The 15,725-nt window shown below is 52.2% G+C and carries 10 protein-coding genes; 7 read left to right on the top strand and 3 right to left on the bottom strand.

Annotation, left to right across the window (positions count from 1 at the left end; genetic code table 11):
- Positions 1-393: 393 nt before the first annotated feature.
- Positions 394-1,898 (bottom strand): IS3 family transposase gene (locus MEALZ_RS12605; RefSeq protein WP_408607020.1). Its coding sequence is split into 2 segments (ribosomal slippage): positions 394-1,460 and positions 1,460-1,898, totalling 1,506 coding nucleotides; the frame shifts between segments, so codons are not numbered across the junction.
- Between the two features lie 589 nt (positions 1,899-2,487).
- Here MEALZ_RS12605 and MEALZ_RS12595 point away from each other — a divergent pair.
- From MEALZ_RS12595 to MEALZ_RS12580, 4 genes are all read left to right on the top strand, one after another.
- On the top strand, positions 2,488-2,874 hold the full coding sequence (locus tag MEALZ_RS12595) for a DUF302 domain-containing protein (RefSeq protein ID WP_014149025.1): 387 nt from the start codon (positions 2,488-2,490) through the stop codon (positions 2,872-2,874).
- A gap of 307 nt (positions 2,875-3,181) precedes the next feature.
- Entirely contained in the window at positions 3,182-3,952 is a 771-nt protein-coding gene (locus MEALZ_RS12590) for a PRC-barrel domain-containing protein (protein ID WP_014149023.1), read from the top strand.
- Positions 3,953-4,105: 153 nt separating this feature from the next.
- Positions 4,106-7,729, top strand: coding sequence for an HAD-IC family P-type ATPase (locus MEALZ_RS12585; protein WP_014149022.1), 3,624 nt, complete (start codon positions 4,106-4,108; stop codon positions 7,727-7,729).
- A complete protein-coding gene (locus MEALZ_RS12580) occupies positions 7,726-10,080 on the top strand; it encodes a phosphoketolase family protein (protein ID WP_014149021.1) in 2,355 nt (784 codons plus the stop codon). Before MEALZ_RS12585 ends, MEALZ_RS12580 begins: the two co-directional genes overlap by 4 nt.
- Positions 10,081-10,458: 378 nt before the next feature.
- Here MEALZ_RS12580 and MEALZ_RS12575 read toward each other — a convergent pair whose 3' ends face one another.
- Positions 10,459-10,974, bottom strand: a complete 516-nt coding sequence (locus MEALZ_RS12575; RefSeq protein WP_014149020.1) for a hypothetical protein — start codon at positions 10,972-10,974, stop codon at positions 10,459-10,461.
- Between the two features lie 17 nt (positions 10,975-10,991).
- Positions 10,992-11,405, bottom strand: coding sequence for a BON domain-containing protein (locus tag MEALZ_RS12570; protein ID WP_014149019.1), 414 nt, complete (start codon positions 11,403-11,405; stop codon positions 10,992-10,994).
- Between the two features lie 440 nt (positions 11,406-11,845).
- Here MEALZ_RS12570 and MEALZ_RS12565 point away from each other — a divergent pair, with 440 nt between their 5' ends.
- From MEALZ_RS12565 to MEALZ_RS12550, 3 genes are all read left to right on the top strand, one after another.
- Positions 11,846-12,331, top strand: a complete 486-nt coding sequence (locus MEALZ_RS12565; protein ID WP_014149018.1) for a hemerythrin domain-containing protein — start codon at positions 11,846-11,848, stop codon at positions 12,329-12,331.
- Between the two features lie 166 nt (positions 12,332-12,497).
- Complete coding sequence (locus MEALZ_RS12560; protein ID WP_014149017.1) at positions 12,498-12,728, top strand: DUF883 family protein; 231 nt, start codon at positions 12,498-12,500, stop codon at positions 12,726-12,728.
- A 446-nt stretch (positions 12,729-13,174) separates the two neighbouring features.
- Positions 13,175-15,289: a catalase gene (locus MEALZ_RS12550; protein ID WP_014149014.1), complete on the top strand. Its 2,115-nt coding sequence runs from the start codon at positions 13,175-13,177 to the stop codon at positions 15,287-15,289.
- The last annotated feature ends 436 nt before the right edge of the window (positions 15,290-15,725 follow it).

Raw genomic sequence — 15,725 nt, 5'->3', positions numbered from 1 at the left:
TATTTGCCAGTGTCGTACACAAAAAACAGATACGGCTACAACAGGAAATAATGCTTTCCTACTCTCGCCCAATTCCTTAAAAGCGATTTGTAGCTTGGTATGATTGAGCATTAACGGGGTGCGATGTTATACAAACATGAAATTTACGTTAACCCAAATATCAAATAATGTCCGTACGTTATCGAACATAAGACTGCATCATTGAGTAAAGACATTTACCGAAGAGTATATATCTGCTTTTACCTGAACTTCGGAAGGTAACGCAGCTATCGGATAAATGGGCTAACTGGAAAACCACACTGTGGTCGTGCTTGGATATGTTCGCTGCCGCACCGCGGTATATGTCAATGATTTTGAGACACCCATAATAAAAAATTAGTGTAGATTGTGAGTTTAGTTTTCCTGGTCGAGAGCCTCATTTGCCGTCCGTGAAGGGGGCGGGTTAATCCAAGCGGCTTCAGGTACGGCTTGGGCATGGGGTTGGCGGTTTTTGAAGCGTTCCGGATTGCGCTCGAATGCGGCATGCAGGACTTGCGTGCGCTGCGTAACTATCTCGACGGCTTGGCCGCTGTGAACGCTGGCCGGGGTTAACAGTGCAATGCCGGAGTGATAGTGGTCATGGTTGTACCAGTCGAAGAACGTTCCGCAAAAGCTTCTGGCATCTTCGATAGCGCCGAATTGAGCCGGAAAGCCCGGTCGGTATTTCAAGGTCTTGAACTGCGCCTCGGAATACGGGTTGTCGTTGGAGACATGGGGCCGTGAATGGGTTTTGGTCACGCCCAGGTCAGCCAGCAGTTGCTCGACGCCTTTGGAGGTCATACTGCTGCCGCGGTCGGCGTGAATAGTCAATTGGCCTTCACGGATAGTTTGCCGAGTACAGCTTTCGCCAATCAGTCGCTTAGCCAGCTCGGTGGATTCGCGGTGCGCTACCATCCAGCCGACCACGCAGCGGCTGAAAATGTCGATAATGACGTAGAGGTAGAAATACGTCCATTTGGCCGGGCCTTTGAGTTTGGTGATATCCCATGACCATACTTGGTTGGGCGCAGTGGCGAGTAACTCGGGCTTGGTGTAGTTGGGACGACGAAGCTGGTTGCGGCGCTCGCGCACTTCCTGGTGGCGCACCAGGATGCGATAGAGGGTGCTGATGGAGCACAGGTAAACGCCCTCGTCGAGCAGCGCCGCATAGACCTGATAAGGCGAGCAATCCATGAAACGCTCGCTGTGCAGATGCGCCAGGACGTGTAGCTCTTCGTCCGTACTCAGTGCCAGCGGCGGGCGCGGACGTTCGACCGGCCACGAAGAGCGATCTTGTTGTGCGCGATAAAACGAGGCACGGTTGAAGTTGAGCGCCTCGCAGGCGGCCTTAACGCCAACCTCACGGCTGAGTTCAAGCGTGGCCTTCATGATGCTCTCCCGGTGTGGGCTGGAATCTCGCACAAGCCCAGCAGTTGCGAAAGTTTTTTTTGGACATCGATGATAGCCTCCGCCTGTGTTAGGCATGCCTGCAAACGCTGAATTTCGGCTTGCAGACGAGCATTTTCAGCGGCTAACGGATTCTTGTCCGAAGGTTTGCGGCCACGCGGCTTGGATAGACCGGCGCGGATGGCCTGCTCACGTTCGCTGCGCCATTTGCTGAGATGTGAGGAATATAATCCCTCTGTGCGCAGCAACTTGCCGATGCAGCCCGGTTCGCTACACGCATCAGCCTGGGTCAAGATGCGCTCTTTGTATTCGGCGGTAAACGTCCGGCGGGCGGCCTTTTCAAGCACTTCGCTGGTGATGCGGGAAGGTTCCGCGGCGAACGCGGAGGACACTTCAGCCGCCCTACGGGCGTCTTGCGTGTCCTCCGCGTTCGCCGCGGCATGAGGAATAGCTTGTACGGTTGTGTCAGTCATGAGATTTTCTCCGAAAATGTTCCCTAATTAATGCATGGGGCGGTGTCTCAGGTATATTGACACAGAGGGCCGACCTAGTTCAATGTTGAGTGTATTAATTCAAATAGTGGGCAATGTCATTCTCTGCTTCAGTTATATAGTTATCCGATCGTGGCTAACTACTCCTTTTATAATCAAATAATGACTAACTTTATGAAGGTATGAGGTGTAGCTAGCGAGGATGTCGGCAGGAGGGCAGATTTTTGCTCCTCGGCAATTGCTCCTAATACACGCCATCCTTGGCGTTCGAGCTGTCGTCAAGCCTCCATGGATGGATTTACGGCGGTCCTCGATAGACACATCCCATACCTTTTATTCTTAGACGGTTTTTCGATCAAAAAGGAGTAATTATCATGTGGTAATAAAAATAAGTCCTCTTGCGTTAACTAACCTAGCCGGAGCGGCTGGTCAATTGATTGCGATTGATGCAATACGGCCATTATCTGGTTAACGGTTTGTAGCGGGTGGGTTCGGCCATAACGAGGGGATCATTAATGTACAGATTGAACAAACCAGAAAGCAAACGATTAGCCCTGAAAGGAGAACCACTATGTTGGTCCAATTAGCTACGAACAAAACCGTGAATGAGACTGCTACTGCTTTGCAGAGCGCCGTTGAAGCGAATCATTTCGGCGTAATGCAGGTTTATAACCTGAAAGAGACTATGACCAAGAAAGGTGTGGAGTTCGCGCGCGAATGTCTGATCTTTGAGGTGTGTCAACCTCAACAAGCGAAGAAGGTACTCGATGAAAACATGAGTATTTCCACCGCACTGCCATGCCGAATTTCCATTTACGAGGAGGGCGGTAAAACCATTCTGGCAACATTGAAGCCGACCACGCTTCTGGGGATGTTCAACGTGCCGCAATTGGAAATAGTTGCGCGGGATGTGGAAAACACCCTTGTCAAAATCATGAAAGAAGCGGCATCAAACTGATTAACCTAAAAAAGAGCAATTTGAGTGCCTCAAACTACCGCTCGTCCTGAGCCCTTCGTCTTTGCTCAGGAGAGCCTTGTCGAAGGGTGGGTAGTTTGAGGTTCACCAAACTGGCGAAAGTGTTGTAGACCGTTCATGTTTCGACTTGGCTTAGCACGAACGGCTTCAATACATGCCAGCTGCTCTTGTTAGGATTACTCGCTTTGACCGCTAACTGTAGATAAAAATGTAGCGGTTTTTCAAATACGACTGTCAGTCGGACGACAATAGATTGCAAAATCAAACTCAAAAAACCAGGAGTACCCCCATGTTCAACAAAGTCAAAACACTAAAAGGTTACAAATTGCACAGCCTCGATGGGGAAATAGGGGAAGTGGAAGAATTCTACTTCGATGACCGGTACTGGACGATTCGCTATTTGGTCGCCGACACAGGCAACTGGCTTACCGGCAAACGGGTTTTGATCTCTCCGTATGCGTTGGCCGCAGTGAATAAAGAAGAACAGTTCATCACCATTAATTTGACCAAGAAGCAGATTGAGGACAGCCCATCCTTAGACAGTGACAAGCCTGTCTCGAGACAATTCGAACAGAGCTACTACGGGTATTATGGATGGCCGATGTATTGGAGCGGCACATACATGTGGGGATCTTATCCCTACCTTGTGCATGACCCTGAAATATGGAAAGAACTAAAACAAGATGAAAAAGAGTGGGATCCCAATTTGCGCAGCACTTACGATGTGATGGGGCATAACATTCAAGCCACTGACGGAAATATTGGGCATGTCGAGGATTTCGTCATCGATGATGAGACCTGGGCGATTCGTTATTTAATCATCGATACGCAAAACTGGTGGCCAGGAAAAAAGGTCCTGGTTTCACCGAAATGGATCGAGCGGGTTAGTTGGAGTGAATCGACAGTCTTCATTAATCTCACCTGTGAGGCCATCAAACAATCACCGGAATATACGGAGGAATCTCAGCTAACCAGAGATTATGAGACAGAACTGCATCAACATTACGATCGCCAAGGATACTGGATAGATGAATCGGTTACCAAGAAGCATTGCCGCTGAAGTAAATACATACTCCGTGCGGTTATCGTTACGGTTGCGGAATTTTCGAATGTGGCTGAACCAGTCGTACTGTTTTGCTACGCGCTTAGAGAGAACAGTGTCCGAAAGGAAAGCCCCGCCAAGGGCAAGCCTGGCAGTTGAAGGGGCCTGTACATGACCCCAGCACCCATCACCGAACTACCAAAAGGCAAGGCCTGGTACAGTCAGTCCGCCGAGGAAACGCTGGCACAGCTCAAATCTTCAGAAGCTGGACTAACGGTACAGGAAGCGGGCCTTCGCCTCACCGCCAACGGCCCGAATGCGTTGAAGGAAGGCAAGCGCATCAGTCCGTTGCAGATTATCTTCGACCAGTTCAAAAGTCTGATCATCTGGGTTCTAATCGCAGCCGGCGTCGTCTCTGGCCTGTTGGGCGAAATGATGGATGCTATTGCGATTTTCGCCATCGTCGTCCTCAACGCCGTCATCGGCTTCTACCAGGAATTCAAAGCCGAGCAGTCCATCGCGGCGCTCAAGAAAATGACCGCGCCCGAGGCCAAGGTGTTGCGAGATGGTAAGGTCACGTCGATTCCGGCTTCGGGAATCGTCAGCGGTGACATTCTAGCGCTAGAAGCTGGCGACTTGATCGCTGCCGATGCCCGGCTTTTGGAAGCGGCCTCGCTCAAGTGTATCGAAGCGACGCTGACCGGTGAATTGTTAGCGGTGATTAAGCGGACTGTGACTTTAGGTCAAGGCGATATCCCGCTTGCCGACCGCGAGAATATGGTGTTCATGGGCACCAGCGTCGCGATGGGTACTGGCCAGGCCGTCGTCGTGGCCACAGCCATGCAGACCGAGTTGGGCCGTATTGCCGGTCTGATTGAAAAGGCCGGAGAGGAGGAACAAACTCCGCTGGAGAAAAAACTCGAGTCTTTCGGGCAAATGCTGATTTGGGCGGCGCTGGGCATTGTTGCACTACTGTTCGGATTAGGATTGCTGCGCGGCACGGATCTGTTCGAGTTATCCTTGACTTCGGTGAGTCTCGCGGTGGCCGCAGTACCGGAAGGACTACCTGCGGTCGTCACGGTGGCGCTCTCGCTCGGCGTATTGCGCATGTCCCGTCGCCATGCGCTCGTACGCAAACTGGCCGCAGTCGAGACGCTCGGATCGACCACGACCATCTGCACGGACAAAACCGGTACTTTGACGATGGGCGAAATGACCGTGCGTGCGCTTTACGTCGCAAACCAAAGTTACGAGGTCACTGGCCTTGGTTATGAACCGGAAGGCGAAGTACGTTTTGAGGGCAAGAAGGCGGAAGTCGAGCACGCGGCGCCGTTGCTCGAACTTGCGACTATAATCCTTGGCTGCAACAACGCCCATTTGGTTCAGGAAAAGGAGAACTGGAAAGTTATTGGCGACCCCACCGAAGGTGCATTGTTGGCGGCCGGCGCCAAGGCTGGCGGTGACTATGAGAGCATTGAACGAAAACTGCCCAAGCAACAAGAAATACCTTTCGACTCCGATCGCAAACTCAGCACGATGATACGTAAAATGCAGGACGGAAAACTGCGTGCCTTCATCAACGGAGCGCCCGATGTACTGTTAGAACGCTGCACAAACCTTTATGCCGGCACTGGAGTTCGCCCGATGACGGACGAAGATCGACAGACCATCGTCGCACAAAATACCGCGATGGCGCAGCAAGCCCTGCGTGTGCTCGGTTCGGCTTATCGCGACCTGGATAAGACGGTAGCCGCCGACTTAACAGCTGACGATGTGGAGCATGATCTCGTATTCGTGGGCCTGTCGGGAATGGTTGATCCACCCCGCCAAGAAGCCAAGGACGCTGTTGCAAAATGCCGCGCAGCCGGCATTCGCGTGGTGATGATTACCGGCGATCATCCCGATACTGCAACGGCCATTGCGCGGGAAATCGGTATCGCATCAGACGAAGACAGAGCAGTCTCGGGCATCGAGCTGGACAAAATGTCCGACCGGGATCTTCTTCAGCACGCGCCCGAAATAGCCGTATACGCCCGCGTTACCGCTGAGCACAAGCTACGCATTATTCGCGCCTGGCAAACGAATGATGCGGTCGTGGCGATGACCGGCGACGGTGTTAACGACGCCCCGGCCATCAAAGGCGCCGACATCGGTATTGCCATGGGGCGAGCCGGTACGGAAGTTACCAAGCAGGCGGCAGACATGATCATCACCGATGACAACTTTGCCTCCATCGTCGCCGCCGTCGAAGAGGGGCGCGGTATCTACGACAATATCCGCAAGACGCTCCAATACTTGCTGGCGGGTAACACCGGCGAATTGCTTTTGATGACCGTCTGCGTAATCATTGGCCTGCCGACGCCGCTGCTGCCGATTCACCTACTTTGGATTAATCTCGTGACCGACGGTCTGCCTGCGCTTTGTCTGGCTACCGATCCCATCGATTCCGACGTAATGAATCGCAGCCCGCGCCCTCACTCAGAGCGCATTACGACTCCCAAATTTCTCCGTACGATGGCCTTCACGGGTATACTCACGGCAGGTGTGGCGTTCGTGGTTTACTGGTATATGTTGAAAGTGGAAACCACGGAAATTGCGCGCACCTACGCTTTTTCTGTACTGGTCTTCGCTGAATTATTGCGGTCCTTCGGCGTTCGCAGCGAAAGCAAGCCGGTGTGGCGTATTTCTCTATTCACGAATATCAATCTCATGCTTGTGGTTGCCGTTTCATTCGGCCTCCAGGTGTGGAGCCAGCATAACGAAACGCTGGGTCGCTTCCTGAAGACGTCATATATGCCGTTCAGCGATAGTTTACTTTTGCTCGCCTTGGGCGCCATTCCATTGTTGATTTTGGAGATAGTGAAGGTGGTGCGGCTCGCAGGACAGCAAAGGAAGACGGCACCGTTTGAATCTGCCACCCGGCTCAATCAAAAGACTAGCAGAGTTTGGACCATACCCTGGCTTGCCCTGAAAAAGTTTTCGGTTATAGATGGAGCGCAGTGGGCCGGAGCGTTCTCCTACTATGCATTCTTCTCGCTATTTCCTTTGGTTATCCTGTTTGTCACGATTGCCTCGATCTTCATTGACCAAGACCGGGCCGGAATAGCAATCATTGCTTATGTAGAAACTTATGTTCCGATGAGTGGCGATAAGGAAAGTTACATTTTTGACGCGATGACCGGTGTAGTCGAAGCGCGCGGTCAGATGGGAGTGGTGGCATTTCTCATGCTTGCTTGGGCAGCGTTGCAAATCTTCACCACACTGATCTCTGCCACCAACCGCGCATGGGGCAGCGAGACCTCCAATTGGTGGCGGCGACCACTTAAAAGCTTGGTTTTTCTTGTCATTATGGTCTGCGTGGTACTTTTAAGCGTCGCGGTGCCGGTGCTGGCGAAATTGACGCAGGATTGGCTCATTCCAATCTATGATTTCAATTCTTGGGTCTATACCTTGGGAAACTTTTTCATCTCTTCGCTGGTGGTTTTTCTCAGTCTAAGTCTTTTTTACCAGCTGGCTCCGAGCCGACCCACGCGCTTTGCCGAAGTCTGGATTGCCGCTTTGTGCGCTACGGCATTTTTGTACGCAGCGGAACATCTCTTCGTTGTTTACCTCAAGGATTTCGCCACGTTGAACGCGGTCTATGGGGTGTTCGGCGGGATCATGGCCTTACTGCTGTGGATTTACCTTTTCGGGTGCATTTTCATCTTCGGCGCTTGCTTGTGCGCCGCTCAGGCCGAAGAACGTAGCACCGAGGATCCCCCTATGGCGCGCTTAACACAGGACAATAAACCATGAATACACAAACTCTGAATCCTGAATTGCTGAGGAAAATTGACGCCTATTGGCGTGCAGCAAACTATCTATCGGTTGGTCAGATTTATCTCTATGACAATCCGCTGTTGAAGAAGCCGCTCAAGCAGGCGCACATCAAACCGCGCCTGCTTGGGCACTGGGGCACGACGCCGGGGCTAAACTTTGCCTACGTCCACTTGAACCGTGTTATCAAGATGCATGATCTAAACGTAATCTACATTACCGGGCCGGGGCATGGCGGACCCGCGCTGGTGGCGAATGCCTATCTAGAGGGTACCTACAGCGAGGTGTATCCCAATATCGCCCAAAATGAGTCGGGGATGAAACGGCTGTTCAAACAGTTTTCCTTCCCCGGCGGCATACCGAGTCACGTTGCACCTGAAACACCGGGCTCGATTCACGAGGGAGGCGAGCTGGGTTATTCGCTGTCGCATGCCTACGGGGCAGCGTTCGACAATCCCGATCTGATCGTTGCTTGTGTCGTCGGCGATGGTGAAGCAGAGACCGGTCCTCTGGCTGCCAGTTGGCATTCGAATAAATTTCTCAATCCGGTCCACGACGGTGCCGTGTTGCCCATCCTGCATTTGAATGGCTATAAAATTGCCGGCCCCACGGTTTTGGCGCGCATTCCGCATGACGAACTGGACGCGATGTTTCGTGGCCTCGGTTACACGCCGTATTTCGTCGAAGGCGAGGATCCGATGGCGATGCATCAGCTGATGGCGGCTACGCTGGACACTGTGGTCGGCGAGATCCAACGCATCCAAACTGAAGCCCGCGCCAACGGATTCAAGAAACGTCCGAATTGGCCTATGATCATCTTGCGCTCACCGAAAGGCTGGACCGGCCCTAAGGAAGTCGATGACAAACCTACCGAGGGAACATTTCGATCGCATCAGGTTCCGATGGGCGACATGAGTGAAGCGGGGCATGTGAAGATTCTGGAAAAGTGGTTGAAAAGCTACCATCCGAAGCAATTGTTCGACAAGACCGGGAAATTGGTTGCCGAATTGGCTGAATTGGCGCCGGCTGGAGAGCGGCGCATGAGTGCCAATCCACACGCCAACGGAGGGCTCTTGTTACAGCAACTGCATCTGCCTGATTTTCACGACTACGAGGTTAAGGTGTCCAAGCCGGGAAACGTGGAGGCCGAATCCACCCGAGTGCAAGGGGAATTTATCCGCGACGTGATCAAACGGAACCCTGAAAACTTCCGTATCTTTAGTCCGGACGAAACGAATTCAAACCGCTGGGGCGCTGTGTTCGAAGTGACGAACCGTTGTTCGACCGCGGAAATTGTGCCCGGCGACGATCACGTTGCCCCCGATGGCCGGGTGATGGAGATATTGAGCGAGCATCAGTGCGAGGGTTGGCTCGAAGGTTACCTGCTGACTGGGCGTCACGGATTTTTCTCTTGCTACGAAGCGTTTATCCACATCATTGATTCGATGTTCAACCAGCATGCCAAATGGCTCAAGGTCTCGAATCAGATTCCATGGCGCCGCCCGATTGCATCTTTGAACTATCTGCTTTCTTCGCACGTCTGGCGACAGGATCATAACGGTTTTAGTCATCAGGATCCAGGCTTCATGGACCATGTCGTGAACAAAAAGGCGGAAGTCATTCGTGTCTTTCTGCCGCCCGATGCGAATACGCTGCTTTCGGTAACCGATCATTGCCTGCGTAGCCGCAATTATGTCAACGTTATCGTTGCCGGCAAGCAACCCTCGCCGCAGTGGTTAGACATGGATGAGGCCATTAAACACTGTACTGCTGGTTTGGGTATTTGGCCGTGGGCCAGCAACGATCAGGATGGCGAACCGGATGTTGTCATGGCATGCTGCGGCGACGTACCGACGCTAGAAACCTTGGCCGCCGTCGAGTTGTTGCGGGAATATTTCCCAGAGCTGAAAGTTAGGGTGATTAATGTAGTCGATTTGATGAAACTCCAGACCCAAAGCGAACACCCGAATGGTCTGAGCGACAAAGATTTCGATTTACTTTTTACCAAGGATAAGCCGATCATCTTCGCCTTCCACGGTTATCCATTGCTCATTCATCGGTTGACCTATCGTCGCAGTAACCACTCGAACCTGCATGTGCGCGGTTTCAAAGAAGAAGGCACCACCACTACGCCCTTCGACATGACGGTATTGAACGACCTGGACCGGTTTCATTTGGTTGGCGATGTCATTGACCGCCTCCCGCAATTGGGAGCTCGGGCTGCCTACGCCAAGCAAGCCATGCGAGACAAGCTCATCGAACACAAACAATACATCAGGAAGCATGGCGAGGATATGCCGGAAATTCGTCACTGGAAATGGAAAGGATGATCGTGAGAGTGGTGTGAAAAGTGTTTCCTGGCTACGATTCATTCAAATTAATCATACAAGGCTTGAGCGCAGCATCCCGCTGCGCACACTTCTTTCAGCGCTACCTGAGACCACCTTAACTATTTGGAATACTGTATTTTTATACCTATCGCACTTTAAATTTCGGCATTGACGTATGGAGGCACCGGGGTGTTCGGCAAAGGCTTTGACAGCAGGGATGCTGTCACAGAGCCTACATGGACGTATTCACCCAGCCCCTAAATTCCATAGCCCATCGGTCATGGTTAATAGTCTTACTAATTTAGGGGCTGGGTCCTTTGACGGACACCCCGGCGCCGAAATTTGACCAGTAAAGGGTATATCCCGAACTAAGGTTGATTAGCAAGATGCTTCCCCAGTTGAGGAAATGTCTTCTGCATGAGCCAGCTCGAAGATCTTTTTCGCTTTATCAATCTCTTCGCTGCTTCCTGTATGGACTGAAATCAAGGCACTACCTCCCTTGATTTTTCCTTCATAGCGTTTGGCTTCATACTCCGGAATACCCAGTCCGATTAAAGCCCCCGTCAACCCCCCAGCGGCCGCGCCTACTGCGGCTCCGCTCAAGGCGCCCATAATGGGTCCGGCGGCGATAAAGGGGCCCACTCCTGGAATAGCCAAAGCGCCGATTCCGGCTAACAAACCCAGCACACCGCCGGTGCCTAAACCCACTGACCCACCAATAGCAGCTCCTTCCGGAGATTTGGTGTGCTTTTCATACGCAAAATCCTGGGTAGAGGATTTGTCGGGAAACAAAACTGATATGTCACTGTGGGAAAAACCCGCGGCATTCAGGTCATTAACAATGCCTTCCGCCTGCTCTGTACTTTGGGCGATGCAAAAAACTGCTTTACTCATGTCGTTCTCCAGAACCTTTACGGCGCTTTAATTTCAAGTTGATTATCTATCTGCACTACGCCGGGTGTTTGCGTGGCGATTTGTTGCAGTGTCAAACGTTCTGCTTCACTTTCAACCAGTCCACGCAAAGTCACGACTCCATGACGAGTTATGATTTTTGCATTCTTTGCGTTGAGTGAAAGCGATTCATCCCTAACGACGGCTTGACGGATGGTAGCCGTGATGTCGATATCACCTTTGGATTCTTTTTGATCTTCCGGGGTTAAATTAGCATCATCTCTGTCGCGAACATTGCGTTCGGTATTGTCCATTTTCGAACTGGAGTCGGCCGCCAAATAGATGACGCTATCCTGTTCGGCTTGAACGGTACCGGTCATCAGTATTAGGCTACCGGTTAAAGTGAATAGTACTAACGGTAATCGTGTAGACATAGTAAGCTCCTAAGTAGTGACTGTTTCTTTTTCGAAATAATTGTTTGGAATCGGCTTTATCTCACTGATTTAACGAATGATCACCACTTTACCTAACAACAAACGGCATCGTTCATCGACTCTGGCTTACATTCAAATAGGCTGATTGAAGACATCATGATGCAAGCTAGGATAAAGTTTCCGGGAAAATGGTCTTAAAGTCGGTGCGGTGTCGCACATTGAAGATGATTGTTTTATCTGCGATGGGTATATGTTTGATAACGAACAGACTTAGCGGACAGATAGTCCTAATATACCGGCAAACGAAACGAACTATCGCCCGGAGACATACTTCCGAGCCAGTCCTGCGAGGTTGACAGCCCGCTACATTTCGCTGCCGTATAGAGCCGCGTGACTTTATCCCCCCATGTCAGACCTTTAGAATTTCTGAGGACAAATTTATGACTAACCCCGCGAAGCAACTCGATGATGACGCCATCGTGTTACTCACTGAAGATCACAAGAAAGTAAAAAAACTGTTTGCGGATTTTGCCAAACTCGCCAAGGGCGACGGCACCGATAAAGCAAAAGCAGAAGCGGTTCGGGCGATATGCCTGGCGCTGACCATCCATGCCCAAGCCGAAGAAAAAATCTTTTACCCGGCGGTTCGCGCCGTCATCAAGGACGACGATTTGATGGACGAAGCTCACGTAGAGCATGCCGGAGTCAAGAGCCTCATCGCGCAATTACATGCTATGGAACCGGCACACGACCACTACGACGCAACGGTTACCGTGCTCGGCGAAATGTTCGATCATCATGTAAAGGAAGTAGAGGACAAAATGTTTCCCAAGGCAAAGAAAGCCAAGGTGGACATAGACGCTCTAGGTGCAGCATTGATGCAACGCAAGCACGAGTTACTGGCGGAGAGAGGCGAAGCCGAATAGCCCGGTTAAGGCCAAGAAAGCCCAATCGCGTTGAGTGTTGCCGACAGCGCATCCTGCTTAGGCCACCCAGCGGCTTGATGAATTCCCGAGCCGATATTGGCATTGGCGCGGGAGTCGCGAAGACAGACAAGAATGAAAAACAACTTAAATAGACGAGGAAAATACAATGGAAATTAAAGACAAAGTATCCGATTCCGCACATGCGGCTTACGATAAGATCGCCGATACAACCAGCCAGGCTGCGGAAACGCTTGGCGAAAAAGGCGAGCAACTGAAAAAAACCGAGCAGCAATTGATGAAAAATTTGCGTGAATATATCAGTGAGAACCCCATAACGTCGGCGAGTATCGCGGTAGCGGCAGGCTTTGTGCTGAGCCGCTTGGTGAGCGGCCGTTAGACCGTCAAACTTTATGAATCCGGGTGCCATAATAGGGGATGAAACTTCCGGGCAAGCTGCAGCGCGCGATGATACGGTGAGCGGTTCCGGCATGCTGGAAGATGCGCAATCGCTATAACATGAGCTGCGCGGGCTAACCCACGATCGTTATCGGATTGTTATGCCGGAGACGTAGCGGGTGAGCAATGGCTTGGTGGACATGGTCGTGGCTGGAGTGATGGTTGGTGTGTTGCTGATCGGTGCCTGGCTAAGACTCATGGCCGCCGCCGTGCTTGAACTCGTTGATCATAACGTCGTGGCTACGAGTAGCGCTATACTACTTGCATTTGCTGCTCGGACTTAATCTTCCAATGCGAGACCGTTTTTTAAAAGTGACTTTTTAGGTTTATTACCCACAGCGCCGCGGCAACACGCTGCCGTCGCAGAAAATCAATTGGAGATTCATAATGACTAAAGCAAATACAGGGTCTCAACCCGTCAAGGGCAAACCGGCAAAGTCCGGGCCGGAAGAAGTAACCGTTTCAATCGGCAGCGGCGGAGAGTGGCATCAGACGGCCACCGGCGATCAACCGGCGTTGACAACCAATCAGGGTTTGCCGATTTCCGACAATCAGAACTCCCTGAGAACCAATCCGAGCGGTCCGACGCTGCTGGAAGATTTCATCCTACGGGAAAAAATCACCCATTTCGACCACGAACGAATTCCCGAGCGTATCGTCCATGCCCGCGGTACCGGCGCACACGGCTTTTTCGAACTGACCCAATCCTTGGAGCAATATACGACCGCCAAAGTGCTGACTGAAGTTGGCGAACAAACGCCCCTGTTCACACGCATCTCAACCGTAGCAGGCGGGTCCGGCTCGCGAGATACTCCCCGCGATGTTCGCGGCTTTGCCGTCAAATTTTACACGAAAGAGGGCAATTGGGATTTGGTCGGCAATAATATCCCCGTGTTTTTCATTCAGGATGCCATCAAATTTCCCGACCTCGTTCATGCCGTGAAAATGGAACCCGACCGCGGCTTTCCTCAGGCAGCGACGGCGCATGACACTTTCTGGGACTATATCTCGCTGACACCGGAAGCAATGCATATGGTGATGTGGATCATGTCCGACCGCACCTTGCCGCGCTCGCTACGGATGATCGAAGGTTTTGGCGTACATAGTTTTCGTCTGGTGAATGCCGCGGGCGAATCGACCTTCGTAAAATTCCATTGGCGGCCGAAACTCGGTTTGCAATCGACCCTCTGGGACGAGGCGGTCAAGATTGCCGGCGCCGATCCCGACTTTCATCGCCGTGATTTATTTGAAGCGATCAGCGTCGGGGATTTTCCGGAATGGGAATTGGCGGTGCAGCTGTTCTCCCAGGAAGAGGCCGATGCCTTCCCATTCGATCATCTCGATTCGACCAAATTGATACCGGAAGAATGGGTGCCGTTGCAAGTTATCGGTCGCATGGTGCTCAACCGCTGGCCGAACAATTTTTTTGCGGAGACTGAACAGGTGGCATTTTGTCCGTCCCATGTCGTGCCAGGTATCGATTTCTCGAACGATCCGTTATTGCAGGGGCGATTGTTCTCATATCTGGACACACAGTTATCCCGTCTGGGGTCGGCGAATTTTCACCAGATACCGGTCAATGCACCGCAGTGTCCGTTCGCCAATCACCAGCGCGACGGTCATATGCAAATGGCGCAGCCGACCGGACGCGTGTCCTACGAACCGAATACCCTAGCGGCAGATTCACCGCGCGAACATTCGGAGGCAGGCTTTTACAGCGCGGCGTTGGCCGAAAGCGGCGTAAAGGGGAGGATTCGAGCGGAGAGTTTTGCCGATCATTACAGTCAGGCACGGCAGTTTTATCGCAGTCAATCGGTCTATGAACAGGCGCATATAGCCTCGGCGTTGGTCTTTGAATTATCGAAGGTCGAGCATCCGCATATTCGTGAGGCGATGGTCGGTCACCTACGCCATATCGAAGACGGCCTCGCACAACGGGTTGCCTACTGGCTCGGTATGGGCGAGCTGCCGCAAGCGCCTACTACTGCTGTTGCCGTTCAGGATTTAGACCTATCCCCGGCGCTGCAACTTATCGGCAAGATGAAGAGCACGCTTGAGGGCCGTGAAGTCGGGATATTGATAGCGGACGGGTCGGACGCGGCCACCATCGAGGCTGTCAAAGAGGCGGTCGCTGAAGCCGGCGCAAAAGTGAAGATTATCGCCGCTAAAATTGGCGAAGCGAAGCTCGCCGATGGCTCGTTTTCGAAAGTCGACGGGCAATTAGCCGGTACGCCGTCGGTAATGTTCGACGCGGTGGCCATCATTCTCTCCGACGAAGCCGCCGCGTTATTGGGCAAGGAAGCCGCCGCCATCGATTTCGTGCGCGACGCCTTCGGTCATCTGAAAGCGGTTTGCGTGGACGAGGGCGGGGATGCCTTGCTGAAAACAGCGGGGATCGAAGCAGACGCCGGTGTGGTTAACATCGATTGCCTGGATGATTTCATCGCTGCAGCAAAGACCCGTCAGTGGGCTCGGGAAGCCAGTATCAGGATACTGGCTTGAAAAATACTTTTCCCGCTGGATGTACTCCACCTTTAACTCCCGCGGGTATGGCATTTATACCTTTCGTGCTTCAAATTTCGGCAGTGCCAGAGGAGGCGCCGGGGCATGCGCATCAAGCTAAAACGGCCAACCTGTAGGCTTTCCCAATTTCCGGCCTCATCGCTATACATAAGTCATGTATTGCCCTTTTGCAATCCTGGACAATGTGACCTCGAAGCCATTTATTGTAACTTGACATTCTCGGTCTCGAAATCGCGATCTGGGATCGCTCCCACAGTGCATTAGTCACCCTCTGTGGGAGCGACGGCTTCGTCGCGACTTTCGAAGCCACTGATGCTCGACACTGACGGCTTATGTCGAAGTCCTCGAAGCGTCCAAAATTCAATACAAGGGCGATTTTAATCGCCCTAGGCGAATGAGAACTGACTCCTATAAG

It is taken from the genome of Methylotuvimicrobium alcaliphilum 20Z (assembly GCF_000968535.2).
GTDB classification, from domain to species: Bacteria; Pseudomonadota; Gammaproteobacteria; order Methylococcales; family Methylomonadaceae; genus Methylotuvimicrobium; species Methylotuvimicrobium alcaliphilum.
This window is presented reverse-complemented; position numbering and strand designations above follow the sequence as displayed.